Source organism: Pseudomonas sp. DE0157 (genome assembly GCF_007678615.1).
Classification (GTDB): domain Bacteria; phylum Pseudomonadota; class Gammaproteobacteria; order Pseudomonadales; family Pseudomonadaceae; genus Aquipseudomonas; species Aquipseudomonas parafulva_B.
The window spans coordinates 121661-134880 of the sequence record NZ_VEJN01000002.1; the positions used below are offsets into that span (position 1 = coordinate 121661).

General features: G+C 61.0%; 12 protein-coding genes. 3 read left to right on the forward strand and 9 right to left on the reverse strand.

The annotated features are described in order from the left end of the window. Window positions 1-104 precede the first annotated feature (104 nt). Window positions 105-1070 (forward strand): RHS repeat-associated core domain-containing protein, encoded by a 966-nt coding sequence (locus FS777_RS03255; RefSeq protein WP_145254009.1) that lies wholly within the window; start codon window positions 105-107, stop codon window positions 1068-1070. Window positions 1071-1133: 63 nt separating this feature from the next. Here FS777_RS03255 and purU read toward each other — a convergent pair whose 3' ends face one another. The 6 genes from purU to FS777_RS03285 form a co-directional block, all read right to left on the reverse strand. Further along, entirely contained in the window at window positions 1134-1991 is an 858-nt protein-coding gene (purU, locus tag FS777_RS03260) for a formyltetrahydrofolate deformylase (protein WP_058638083.1), read from the reverse strand. 11 nt (window positions 1992-2002) lie between these two features. Next, on the reverse strand, window positions 2003-2635 hold the full coding sequence (locus FS777_RS03265; protein ID WP_058638084.1) for a sarcosine oxidase subunit gamma: 633 nt from the start codon (window positions 2633-2635) through the stop codon (window positions 2003-2005). A 155-nt stretch (window positions 2636-2790) separates the two neighbouring features. After that, window positions 2791-5808: a sarcosine oxidase subunit alpha gene (locus FS777_RS03270; RefSeq protein ID WP_058638085.1), complete on the reverse strand. Its 3018-nt coding sequence runs from the start codon at window positions 5806-5808 to the stop codon at window positions 2791-2793. Continuing rightward, entirely contained in the window at window positions 5805-6140 is a 336-nt protein-coding gene (locus tag FS777_RS03275) for a sarcosine oxidase subunit delta (protein WP_027913567.1), read from the reverse strand. Before FS777_RS03275 ends, FS777_RS03270 begins: the two co-directional genes overlap by 4 nt. 14 nt (window positions 6141-6154) lie before the next feature. Then, window positions 6155-7405: a sarcosine oxidase subunit beta family protein gene (locus FS777_RS03280; protein WP_023532460.1), complete on the reverse strand. Its 1251-nt coding sequence runs from the start codon at window positions 7403-7405 to the stop codon at window positions 6155-6157. A gap of 15 nt (window positions 7406-7420) precedes the next feature. Then, on the reverse strand, window positions 7421-8674 hold the full coding sequence (locus FS777_RS03285) for a serine hydroxymethyltransferase (RefSeq protein WP_078479258.1): 1254 nt from the start codon (window positions 8672-8674) through the stop codon (window positions 7421-7423). A 382-nt stretch (window positions 8675-9056) separates the two neighbouring features. On the opposite strand from FS777_RS03285, the gene FS777_RS03290 reads away from it, so the two are divergent. Both FS777_RS03290 and FS777_RS21355 read left to right on the forward strand, forming a co-directional pair. Beyond that, window positions 9057-10097: a low specificity L-threonine aldolase gene (locus FS777_RS03290; RefSeq protein ID WP_078479259.1), complete on the forward strand. Its 1041-nt coding sequence runs from the start codon at window positions 9057-9059 to the stop codon at window positions 10095-10097. A gap of 336 nt (window positions 10098-10433) precedes the next feature. After that, on the forward strand, window positions 10434-11291 hold the full coding sequence (locus FS777_RS21355; RefSeq protein ID WP_078479260.1) for an RHS repeat-associated core domain-containing protein: 858 nt from the start codon (window positions 10434-10436) through the stop codon (window positions 11289-11291). Here FS777_RS21355 and FS777_RS03305 read toward each other — a convergent pair. From FS777_RS03305 to gbcB, 3 genes are all read right to left on the reverse strand, one after another. Next, entirely contained in the window at window positions 11257-11571 is a 315-nt protein-coding gene (locus FS777_RS03305) for a cell division protein ZapA (protein ID WP_058638087.1), read from the reverse strand. The genes FS777_RS21355 and FS777_RS03305 overlap by 35 nt on opposite strands. Next, a complete protein-coding gene (locus FS777_RS03310) occupies window positions 11568-11807 on the reverse strand; it encodes a hypothetical protein (protein WP_145254015.1) in 240 nt (79 codons plus the stop codon). The genes FS777_RS03305 and FS777_RS03310 overlap by 4 nt, the downstream gene beginning before the upstream one ends. 180 nt (window positions 11808-11987) lie before the next feature. Further along, window positions 11988-13088 carry a glycine-betaine demethylase subunit GbcB gene (gbcB, locus tag FS777_RS03315; protein ID WP_058638089.1) on the reverse strand — a complete coding sequence of 367 codons (1101 nt, stop codon included), beginning with the start codon at window positions 13086-13088 and terminating at the stop codon, window positions 11988-11990. Between the last annotated feature and the right edge of the window lie 132 nt (window positions 13089-13220).

The following is a 13220-nucleotide window of genomic DNA, read 5'->3' on the forward strand; positions in this document are numbered from 1 at the left end:
GCCCCGTTTGGCAACCTATTAGTTTTGCCAGTGGTAGAGGCACGGCGGGTGTTGAGAATGGACGTGTGTCAACCGCGCTCATCCGTTGCACAGAGACGTTCATCATGACGACAACGAACCGTTCACTTTATTTCTACCAGGCCAACAGACTCATCGCAGTGCAACAGAGTGGCGACCACCGCTCAGTTTTTCGCACCGCAGGCACACCCTTAGCCGAACAATTATCAGGACAACTGGGCACGAGCCTGCTCGCAGTCGAGGGGAGCGGGACCGTACTGCGGGCCGGCTGTGCTGGTCAGAACGAACCACACCACTACACAGCTTACGGGTACGATCCGAAACTGCCGTCCTACATGACGCTGCTGGGGTTCAACGGCGAAGTATTAATTGCGTTGCAAGATGACTACGCCCTTGGCCAAGGCCATCGCTGTTTCAGTCCGGTGAGGATGCGCTTCAATACGCCCGATAGGTTGAGCCCTTTCGAGGCGGGCGGTTTGAATACTTACTGTTACTGTGAAGGGGATCCCGTCAATTACATAGACCCCAGCGGGCAAATGAAACGCTTAGGGAGGAACGCCAAGCCGTCCGTGAGTGCTCATAATGCGAGTACCCGACGACCCCGCCACTCACCGCCTCCCACCACCGGGTTGTCAAACTTAACAAACGACAACAAGACGGTGGCGGCCGCACAACCGCCTGCGTCAAGGAAACCCGCTGGGCTTTTACCCCGGCAGGCCGTATTACGTTCTGACAACCCCAATCCCAGCCCTAGGTCTGATTGGATAGAGGACCCCAGAAGTGACTCATTTATATTCAACGTAAATATAAACCCAAAACCCACGGCCGTGGTCACACCCATTCAAACTTCACGGCCATCAAGCCCCTACCGGCAGCAGCCCCACTCCCCTGCATCTTCAGCGAACTCGTCAAGGGACTCGACGCCCGCTGAAAGTCGATCATCCAGTCCTCCATCTGGACTGATACCCGACTTCGTTCAGAGAACTATCGATATTCGCCAAAGCTCTTTTTACAGCCGTCGACATGATCCATCTAATTTCTATGGCTCATAGCCAGCATGCCGGCTCCCACACGGGCCTCCCCTGCCCTGATGTCCAAACAGCCAGCACAACCGGTCAGAGCACAACCGTCCGATTGGCGTTCAGAAACACCCGCCTTTCAATGTGGTACCCCACCGCCCGCGCCAAGGTCAGGCACTCGATGTCTCGCCCTTTGGCGATCAGGTCCTCGGGGTAATAGGTGTGGTCCACCACCTCCACGCCCTGGGCGATGATCGGCCCTTCGTCCAGGTCGTTGTTGATGTAGTGCGCCGTGGCCCCGACCATCTTCACACCTTTGTTGTACGCCTGGTGGTAAGGCTTGGCGCCCTTGAAACCCGGTAGTAGCGAATGGTGGATGTTGATCGCGCGGCCATCGAGCTGGCGGCACAGTTCAGGCGAGAGCACCTGCATGTAGCGGGCGAGGATGACCAGCTCTGCGCCCGTGTCCTCGATCACCTGCAATACCTTGCGCTCCTGCGCAGGCTTGTCTTTGGGATCGAGCGCGAAGTGGTAGTAGGGAATCTTGTGCCAGTGTGCCAAAGGCTCGAGGTCGGGGTGGTTGGAAACCACCGCCGCCACGTCCATGCCCAGTTGACCGATGCGCTGGCGATACAGCAGGTCGTTCAGGCAATGATCGGCCTTGGAGACCATGATCACCACCTTGGGGCGATGGTTGGGCGCCGTCAGCTCGAACGCCATGCCAAACGCCTCGCTGCGCTCGGCAAGGCCTGCACGCAACCCGTCTTCGTCGAAGCCATCAGGCACGCGAAACTCCACGCGAATGAAGAAGCGCCCTGACAGCCGATCATCGAAGGAATGGTGCTCCGTCACGTAGCAGCGTTGCTCGAAGAGGTAACGCGTCACCACGTCGACGGTACCGAGCATGCTCGGGCAGTCGGCGGTGAGAATCCAGGTATCCGGTGCCCGACTCATGGTGTTTCTCCTTAAGCCTCGATGGCCAGTCCGTACTCAGCCGATGCGTCCTGCAGCCACAGCCACCAGTAATCGGAGAAGCTGCGGCGGATGACCAGTTCCCAGGTGTCTTCGGCGGTGCGCCGAATCACCAGTTGCGACTTGGCAAACACCGTGCCGACAGCCTTGCCGACCGGGAAGTTGTTCGGATGCACATCATAGCTGGTGGATTTCATCAGCACTTCGCGCACGTTCGGGCCGCGCAGTTCCAGCAGGCTCTGCCCACCGCTGACGTTGACCACCTGGATGTGTTGCCCTTCCAGGGCATCGCGCAACTTCTGCTCAATCGCCACTTCCTGCCCACCCGGAACGATCAGCAGCCATTCGTCAGGGCCGACCCATTGCAGCGACAGGTCGCCATTGGCAACGACGGTCAGTGCCACCGGCAACTCCAGGCCCAGGGCCTTGTGGACGCCACCGGCAAAGGCGGGATCATGGCCGTTGCCACGCAGGGTCAGGTGACCGAGGAACTTGCGCTCGCGCAAGGTCACGCCGGCATTTTTGCGGCCCTTACCCACCAGGCTTGCCAGGTCGGCGTGGTGCAATGGCGACTCGGCCTTGGCCGAGGCACCAGGGTTTTGCTCGAAGACGTTGATAGCGCTCATTTCATACCTGCCTAGAATTCTTGTTCGTCGATGGGATGCAGACATCCGGTCCTGCAAACTCTGCCGGCCTCATCGCCGGCGAGCCTGCGCCGATCCTTGACGTCTGCATCGCGCCATTAGGAGCAGGCCTGGCCTGCTCCTAATGGAGCCCGGAGTCAAACGTTCTGCCGCTCACCCTTCGGATCGAAGAACACCGAAGACACGATTTCCGCCTCGATCACGCTGCCATCGGCCTGAGGCGAGTAGACACGCTCGCCCATGCGCTTGAGGCCGCCCTTGACCACACCCATGGCGAACGAGTAGCCCAGAGAGTTGGCAGCGTAGCTGGAGGTAACGTGGCCAACCATGTCCATCGGGATGGGCTGCTTCGGATCGAACACCAGTTGAGCGCCTTCAGGCAGCCACTGGTTCGGGTCGATCGGTTTCAGGCCAACCAGCTGCTTGCGGTTTTCACGCACGCAGTCTTCACGGTTCATGCCGCGCAGGCCGATCCACGAATACGGCTTGTTGCGCCCTACGCACCAGCTCATGTTCAGGTCGTCCGGGGTCATCGAGCCGTCCGTGTCCTGGCCGACGATGATGAAGCCCTTCTCGGCACGCAACACGTGCATGGTCTCGGTGCCGTACGGGGTCAGGTTGTACTTCTTGCCTGCCTCGACGATCTGCTCCAGCACGCCCATGGCGTAGTTGGCCTGCACGTTGATTTCGTACGACAGTTCACCGGTGAACGAGATACGGAAGACACGGGCCGGCACACCGCCGACGTTGCCTTCCTTCCAGGTCATGAACGGGAAGGCTTCCTTGTCCATGTCGATGTCGGTCAACTCGCTGAGCAGCTTGCGGCTGTTCGGCCCGGACAAGGTCATGGTCGCCCAGTGGTCGGTCACCGAGGTGAAGTACACCTTAAGGTCCGGCCACTCGGTCTGGTGGTACAGCTCCAGCCACTGCAACACGCGCGCCGCGCCGCCAGTGGTGGTGGTCATGATGAAGTGATTGTCGCCGACGCAGGCGGTCACGCCGTCGTCGAACACCATGCCGTCTTCCTTGCACATCAGGCCATAGCGCGCCTTGCCCACATCGAGCTTGGTCCAGGCGTTGGTGTACACGCGGTTGAGGAACTCGCGCGAATCCGGGCCCTGAATATCGATCTTGCCCAGGGTAGAGGCGTCCAGGAAGCCGACGCTGTCACGCACGGCCTTGCATTCGCGGGCAACGGCGGCGTGAATGTCTTCACCGGCCTTGGGGAAGTACCACGGGCGCTTCCACTGGCCGACGTCCTCGAACTCGGCGCCGTTCTTCACGTGCCAGGCATGCAGGGCCGTAAAGCGCACGGGCTCGAACAAGTGCCCACAGTGACGGCCCGCCACCGCGCCGAACGTCACCGGCGTGTAGTTGGGGCGGAACATGGTGGTGCCCATTTCCGGAATGGTAATGCCCATCGAACGCGCCGCAATGGCTAGGCCGTTGATGTTGCCCAGCTTGCCCTGGTCGGTACCGAAACCCAGCGCGGTGTAGCGCTTGACGTGCTCGACCGACTCGAAGCCTTCACGGGTAGCCAGCTCGATGGCAGCGGCCGTGACGTCGTTCTGCTGATCGACGAACTGCTTCGGCGCACGGGCGGTGCCCTTGTCGTGTGGCACCTGGAACAGCGCCAGGGTGGCGTCTTCCTTGCGCGAAACGGTTTTCGGCAAGGTGCCTACGCTGGCCTTGAAACCTGCTTCGGTGGCTGCACGCACGCCGCCTTCGAAGCCGTCGGCAATGGCATCGCCCAACGGGTAGACACCGTTGATGCCGCCAACGCACTCGCGCTTTTGCGGGGCATTGCCCGGCACGAAGCCCAGGATGTCTTCACGCCATACCGGACGGCCGCCCAGGTGCGAAGCCAGGTGAACCACAGGGCTATAGCCCCCGGAGGTGGCGATCAAATCGCACTCGAGGGTTTCACCAGGGCTGGTGACCTTGTGGGCCTGCACATCGATGGCCGCCACACGAGCGCCGGTGACGTGCTTGCTGCCCTTGGCTTCGATGACGGCACTGGAAGTGAGGATACGAATACCCTTGGCGCGCGCTTCTTCGACCAGCGAGCCACGTGGGTTGTGGCGCGCATCGGCGATGGCCACCACTTGCAGCCCAGCATCGTGCCAGTCCAGCGCGGTACGGTAGGCGTGGTCGTTGTTGGTCGACAGCACCAGCTTGCGGCCAGGTGCTACGCCATAGCGACGAACGTAGGTCGAAACGGCGCCGGCCAGCATGTTGCCCGGCACGTCGTTGTTGCCGTACACCAGCGGGCGCTCATGGGCGCCGGTGGCCAGTACGACACGTTTGGCCCGTACACGGTGCACGCGGTGGCGCACCTGACCAAGCGGAGCACGGTCGCCCAGGTGGTCGGTGAGGCGCTCATGGATGGTCAGGAAGTTGTGGTCGTGGTAGCCGTTGACCGTGGCGCGTGGCAGCAAGGTCACTTCCGGCAGGCCTTCGAGCTCCTTGATGACGCCACTGACCCATTCAGCGGCCGGCTTGCCATCGAGGGTTTCACGGGTGTCCAGCAGGCTGCCACCGAATTCTTCCTGCTCGTCCGCCAGGATCACGCGAGCACCGCTGCGCGCAGCGGCAAGGGCCGCCGCCAGGCCCGCAGGCCCTGCACCGACGATCAGCACGTCGCAGTGCTGGTTCATGTAGTCATAGCTGTCCGGATCATTCTGCAGCGGCGCGCGGCCAAGGCCGGCTGCCTTACGGATGTACTTCTCGTACGTCATCCAGAACGACTTAGGGTACATGAAAGTTTTGTAGTAGAAGCCCGGCGGCATCATGCTGCCGCCCACCTTGCCGAGGATACCCATGACGTCATTGTTGACGTTCGGCCAGCCATTGGTGCTGGTGGCGACCAGGCCCGAATACAGGGCTTGCTGGGTGGCGCGCACGTTGGGGATCTGGGTGGCTTCGCTGGAGCCGATCTGCAAGATGGCGTTCGGCTCCTCGGTGCCTGCGGCAATGATGCCGCGCGGACGCGAGTACTTAAAGCTGCGGCCAACGATGTCGACGCCGTTGGCCAGCAGGGCCGCTGCCAGGCTGTCGCCGGCATAGCCCTGGTAAGTCTTGCCGTTGAAGGTGAAGTTCAACACCTTGCTGCGGTCGATACGGCCGCCGCTGGCGAGGCGATAGGTCTGGCTCATACGTTGACTCCCCGTTCGTTTACAGCAGCCGAGCGCGCCGGTGTGTGTTCACGGGCGCTGACTTGCGGCTTCTCGCCAATCTTGTAGGTTTCCAGAATCTCGTAGGTTTCGGTGTTACGGGTGACGTTGAAATACTGACGGCAGCCGGCAACGTGATCCCACAGTTCGTGGTGGATACCGCGCGGGTTGTCACGGTAGAACATGTACGTGCCCCACTCCTGGTCGGAGCAGGCGTTGGGGTCCAGCGGGCGGGCAATGTGCGCCTGGCCAGAGGCGTGGAACTCTTCTTCGGAGCGCAGCTCGCCGCAGTGGGGACAGAAAATATGCAACATGACGGTGTCTCCGGTTAGTGGGCGACGGCGGCAGCGCCGTGTTCGTCGATCAGGGCGCCGTTGTAGAAGCGGTCCATGGAGAACGGCGCGGCCAGTGGGTGCATCTCGCCCTTGGCCAGGCTCGCGGCGAAGACGTTGCCCGAACCTGGGGTCGCCTTGAAGCCGCCAGTACCCCATCCGCAGTTGAAGAACATGTTCTTGACCGGGGTCTTGGTGATGATCGGGCAGGCGTCCGGCGAGGTGTCGACGATGCCGCCCCATTGGCGGTTCATGCGCACACGCGAGAGGTTGGGGAACATCTCGACGATGGCCTGCAAGGTGTGCTCGATCACCGGGTAAGAACCACGCTGGCCATAGCCGACCCAGCTGTCGATACCCGCACCGATCACCAGGTCACCTTTGTCCGATTGGCTGATGTAGCCGTGCACGGCGTTGGACATGATGACGCTGTCGATGATGGGCTTGATCGGTTCGGAAACCAGTGCCTGCAAGGGGTGCGATTCGAGCGGCAAGCGGAAGCCGGCCAGCTTGGCCATGTGGCCTGAGTTACCTGCCGTGACCACACCCACGCGCTTGGCGCCGATGAAACCCTTGTTGGTTTCCACGCCGATGACCGCGCCATTTTCCTTGCGGAAACCCGTCACTTCGGTCTGCTGGATCAAATCCACGCCCAGGGCGTCGGCGGCACGGGCGTAACCCCAGGCCACGGCATCGTGACGGGCAACGCCGCCACGGCGCTGTACGGTAGCACCCAGGATTGGGTAACGGGTGTTCTTGGAGCAGTCCAGGTACGGAATCTCGGCCGCGACCTGGGCGGTATTGAGCAGCTCGCCATCGACGCCATTAAGGCGGTTGGCGCTGACCCGGCGTTCGGAGTCACGCATGTCCTGCAGGGTATGGCACAGGTTGTACACGCCGCGCTGGGAGAACATGACGTTGTAGTTGAGGTCCTGGGACAGGCCCTCCCACAGCTTCATGGCGTGCTCGTAGAGGTGGGCCGACTCGTCCCACAGGTAGTTGGAGCGCACGATGGTGGTGTTACGGGCGGTGTTGCCGCCGCCCAGGTAACCTTTTTCGATCACCGCGACATTGGTGATGCCGTGTTCCTTGGCCAGGTAGTAGGCCGTGGCCAGACCGTGGCCACCACCGCCGACGATGACCACGTCGTACACCTTCTTCGGTGTCGGCGTACGCCACATGCGCTGCCAGTTCTCGTGGTGGCTGAGGGAGTGCTTGAGAAGGCCGAAGCCCGAGTAACGTTGCATGGTGTGGGACTCCACTCAGCGGTAAACAGGGAAATCTGCGCACAGCGCCGCGACATTGCTGGCCACATCGGCTTCGACGTCAGCGTCACCGAGGTTGTCGAGCACGTCGCAGATCCAGCCGGCCAGGGCCACGCATTGGGCGACCTTGAAGCCACGGGTGGTGACCGCCGGGGTGCCGATGCGCAGGCCCGAGGTCACGAACGGCGATTGCGGGTCGTTGGGGACGGCGTTCTTGTTGACGGTAATGTGCGCGCGGCCCAGGGCAGCGTCGGCATCTTTGCCCGTCAGGCCCTGGCGAATCAGGCTGACCAGGAACAGGTGGTTGTCGGTGCCACCGGAAACCACGTCATAGCCGCGTTCGATGAACACCTGCGCCATGGCCTGGGCGTTTTCGATGACCTGCTTCTGGTAGCTCTTGAACTCAGGCTCAAGCGCTTCCTTGAAGCAGACCGCCTTGCCGGCGATTACGTGCATCAGCGGGCCGCCCTGGGCGCCCGGGAAGACGGCAGCGTTGAGTTTCTTCTCGATCTCTTCGTTCGACTTGGCCAGGATCAGGCCGCCACGCGGGCCGCGCAAGGTCTTGTGGGTGGTGGTGGTCACTACGTCCGCGAACGGGACCGGGTTCGGGTAAAGGCCCGCAGCGACCAGGCCGGCCACGTGGGCCATGTCCACGAACAACAGCGCCCCGACCTTGTCGGCGATGGCGCGAAAACGCGGGAAATCCAGGGTCTTGGAGTAGGCCGAGAAGCCCGCGACGATCATTCTAGGCTTGTGCTCGACCGCCAGTCGCTCGACTTCGTCGTAGTCGATCAGGCCGGTATCGGTGTCGATGCCGTACTGCACGGCGTTGTACAGCTTGCCCGAAGACGACACCTTGGCGCCGTGGGTCAGGTGGCCGCCATGGGCCAGGCTCATGCCCAAAATGGTGTCGCCAGGCTGCAGCAACGCCAGGTATACAGCGCTGTTGGCCGAGGAGCCGGAGTGCGGCTGGACGTTGGCATAGTCGGCACCGAACAGCTGCTTGGCGCGCTCGATGGCCAGCGCTTCGACCTTGTCGACATGCTCGCAGCCACCGTAGTAGCGCTTGCCTGGGTAGCCTTCGGCGTATTTGTTGGTCAGGCCGCTGCCTTGGGCCTGCATCACGCGCTTGGACGTGTAGTTCTCCGAGGCGATCAGCTCGATGTGGTCTTCCTGACGCTGCTCTTCGGCACTCATCGCCGCCAGCAGTGCATCGTCGTAACCTTGAATCTGGTCTTGCTTGCTGAACATCTTGTATCTCCCGGCAGCGATCATTTTTTGTTCGGAGGGTTCACTTTGACCCTTTGTGGCGATGGTAGGGCTGGCCGGGGTGTGCCAGATGCCTGCGCACGCCTTGCAATGGCGCGTTTACGACATTGGTCAGCGTCCCGATCACACTGACCACACGTACGGCTTGCGTTGGGGGGCGCTGGCCTGAACACCCGCCAGGCCACGGCCCGTTTCTTCATCGGGCCAAGCTCACTGACCTGACGCTTCGGCACGCCTGCCTGGATTTGGATACAGCGAAGCCCGTGAACAAGTGCGCTTGAAACGCATGGGTATCGGGGTTGTATAGTCAACCGCTGAATCGATGGTTTAGAGTGCTGTCCTGCGTCGTTCACAGGACAGTGTCATGACAGATAAGAGCCAACAATTCGCCAGCGACAACTATTCCGGCATCTGCCCGGAAGCCTGGTCTGCGATGGAAAAAGCCAACCACGGCCACGACCGCGCCTACGGCGACGATCAATGGACGGCGCGCGCCTCGGAATACTTTCGGGCCTTGTTCGAAACCGACTGCGAAGTGTTCTTCGCCTTCAACGGCACCGCCGCCAACTCGCTGGCCCTGGCCTCGCTGTGCCAGAGCTACCACAGCGTGATCTGCTCGGAGACCGCGCATGTCGAAACAGACGAGTGCGGCGCCCCGGAATTTTTCTCCAACGGCTCCAAGCTGCTTACCGCCCCCAGTACCAACGGCAAGCTCACCCCCGAGTCGATCCGCGAAGTGGCGCTCAAGCGCCAGGACATTCACTATCCAAAGCCCCGCGTGGTCACGCTCACGCAAGCCACGGAAGTCGGCACCGTCTACCGCCCCGACGAACTCAAGGCGATCAGCGCCACCTGCAAGGAATTGGGCCTTAACTTGCACATGGACGGCGCGCGCTTTACCAATGCTTGCGCTTTCCTGGGCTGCAGCCCGGCCGAACTGACCTGGAAAGCCGGCGTCGACGTATTGTGTTTTGGCGGCACCAAGAACGGCATGGCCGTCGGGGAAGCCATCCTGTTCTTCAACCGGCAGTTGGCCGAAGACTTCGACTACCGTTGCAAGCAAGCCGGGCAATTGGCTTCGAAGATGCGGTTTCTGTCTGCGCCTTGGGTCGGGATACTCGAAGACGGCGCCTGGATGCGGCACGGCAAGCATGCCAACCACTGCGCCCAATTATTGGCATCACTGGTGAGTGATTTGCCAGGCATCGAGCTGATGTTCCCAGTGGAAGCCAACGGGGTGTTCCTGCAAATGCCCGAACCGGTGATCGAGGCCTTGCGAGGCAAGGGCTGGCGCTTCTATACCTTCATCGGCAGCGGCGGTGCGCGGTTCATGTGTTCCTGGGACACTGAAGAAGAACGTGTGCGCGAGCTGGCGGCAGACATCCGGGCCATCGCCGGCACTTGATACTTCTGCCAGTTTCTCCCTCCCGGACAGGACGATAGGCTGCTTGCACCTGGCCGGGGAATCACTCTTGTGAACTGGAGAAACGCGATCAATGTAAAAAATACCTTCAGTCATTCAATAACGATAAAAAAAATCGTGAAGGGCTTGTGGTTCAACACCCTCATCGGCAGCGACGGCGCAGGGTTCATGTGCGCTTGGGATAGGAAGATGCGAGAGCTGGCAGTGGACATACGCAGCTTTGTCAGTCATTGACACAGGCGTACTGACAAATGTGCCAGTAGGTGGGCCGGTGCAGGGTTGTTATGGTGGGCGTACGGTCCCACGAAAGCACCCCTCATGCCAACCCGTTTATCACCAGCGTGTCCACGATCCACGTTGAGGCCCTCACCGGCCTTTACGCCATTCGGGTATAAGCCACCTCTGTGCAACATGCACATAGCCTTTGTCGGTGAAGTGCTGGACCCGGCAAGTTCTGCCTATTTGCTAGGTAACGGACGGCGGGCCTACTCCCCTTTGCTAATGAGGTTCCGATCCCCCGATCCGCTCAGCCCGATGGGGGCCGGTGGCCCCAACTGTTATGCGTACTGCACCAACGATCCGGTCAACTTCACAGACCCGTCTGGCCACGCACCGCTGCGCCGAAGTCCAGTAAATTCACAGCCTTCTCTTGTCCAGCATTACGCAGCGAGGGGGGCAAACGCGTTCGGCTCTGTGGTGGGTATGGGCATGTCATTCGCCGAGATAGCCATTGAGCACCGCCAACTGCAGCGTCAGCAGCCAGGGGCATCTTTTCCGGCCCTTCACAGGGCTCGCAGAATTGCGGGGTTTCATGCTCTGGCAACACCGGCAGTGTCGGATACCATCGAGTTGTTTTTGCCACCTGAGGCGGCGGACCGTACAGGTTTGGTCGACAATCTCGGCCTGGCCAGCGCCGGACTTTTCACAACAGAAGCGGCAGTAGCGTTAGGTTCGACGCTGCGCACTGAGGGCGTCGCAGGGCTAATACCCGGAATGCAGTCGCTCATCTACGCTGCCGGGGAAGTGACCTTGATCGGGCCCATAAAAGATGCTGCCATGCATGTTGGCCGTTATACCGTGAGGCGGGTGGGGCAATTGCTTTCGAACAGAAGGCAGCCCCCCCCCGGTATCGTACTGCAAACTATCCGAGGCCTTCGGGAGCCTGCAGAGTCTTGACGATCGCCTCGACGGTCGCATCAACCTTGGCCTGAGTCTGCTCCAACACTTGCTGATGTTCACGCTGCTGTTCGATCTGCCGCGAACACAGGTTCAGTGCTGCCAAGACCATGAGCTTGTCGCCGATGAGTGTCGGAAACTGGCGCTTGGTCTCAGCCAGCACTGCATTGAGCATGCGAGCAGCCTGGGCCAGGGTTTCTTCCTGACCAGCGGGTGCCTTGAGGGAATAGTCATTGCCCAGAATGGAAACGACATTGACCGGGCTTGAGTGGGAGGTCATGCGCCTACTGCACCCGAGTTGGCGCGTTCCAGCAGGGCCTGCAGGGCCTGCAGGCGGGCGGCAGTGCTGCCGTTCTGCTCTTCCTGCTCCATCAGCGACAGCTGCAGGGTTTCGTTTTCTTCCTTTGCCTTGGCCAGTTCCTGGCCCAGGGCGGTGTTCTGCTCGGTGAGTTGAGCGTTTTTTTGCATCAGGTCGCTGACCAGCTGCTCGATTTGATTGAGGGAGGCTTCAAGCATGGGTCTATCTCAGGTTGTTGCGAGGGGCGCACACGATAAAGAAAAGTGCCGCCCATCGCCATTAAATATCGAATTCACAAGGTTTCCGCCCCGCAGATTGACAGGGTATCCACCTGCTTGTTCCGACCTGAGTCAACCACCGGTCAGTCAGGCTGCACAAACACAACCCCAGCCTGGCCCTCAATAATCGATGCGCACATCCCCTTTCGGCACGCTGCAGCACGACAGGATGTACCCCTCGGCTTCATCTTCCTCGGTGATACCGCCGTTGTGCTCCATTTCGACTTCGCCACCCAGCTTGAGCACCTTGCAGGTACCGCAAATGCCCATGCCGCAAGCTTTCGGGATCATCAGGCCGACCTTGGCCGCTGCAGCGTGCACGGTTTCGCCGGGGGCGATGCGGATGCTCTTCTCGCTGCCGATGAACTCAACCAGGTTGAGGTCGGCGGCGTCCACTTCGGGTGCCTCGGCGGCCGCTTCGGCGTGTTCGACCGCATCGGCCTTGGCCTCGGCTGGCGTCGCCCCGAACGACTCCTCGTGGTAATTGTTCATGTCGAAGCCGACAGCCTCGAGCATGCGCTTGACCGCCGTCATGTAAGGGGTCGGGCCACAGCAGAACACCACACGCTCCATGTAGTCCGGCGCGATCAGCTCCATCAGCCGTTGGTTCAGGTAGCCACGGTAGCCCGCCCAAGGCTCGCCCAGGCCATGCTTCTCGCAGATGATGTGCAGGCTGAAATTGGGCACGCGGGAGGCCATCTGCTCCAGTTCGCGATGGTAGATGATGTCCTTGGGTGAACGGGCACTGTGAACGAAGACCATGTCGACATTGGCGTTGGTGTCATAGAACCAGCGGGCCATGGACATGACCGGGGTGATGCCCACGCCGCCAGACAGGTACAGCACCTTGGCGCCTGGAAAATCGATGGCGTTGAACAGCCCCACAGGTCCGTGTACCGGCAGCTCGGCACCTTCGTGCATGGTGTCATGCAGGAAGTTGGACACCAGTCCGCCGGGTACGCGCTTGACCGTGATGGAGAAGCTGTAGGGCACCGATGGCGAGCTGGATATGGTGTAGGAACGCATCACCGGCTTGCCTTCGATTTCCAGCTCCAGGGTCACGAATTGCCCGGGCTTGAAGAAGAACATGATCGGCTGGTCTGCCATGAAGCAGAAGGTGCGCACGTCCCAGGTCTCCTGGATGACCTTGACGCAGCGCACGATGTGGCGGCCGTTGGCCCAGGTCTGGGTAGTGACCGGATTGAGGAAGGTTTCGGACATGTTCATCTCCAGCAGCCGACAGTTGGCCTTTTTATGGCTCGGATGATGCTCAAGCTTGCGACCTTGAACATTCCTGCCAGCGACATCGGCGTACTTATCGCGACCAGCCCCACACGACAAGGGTTGCGGCGT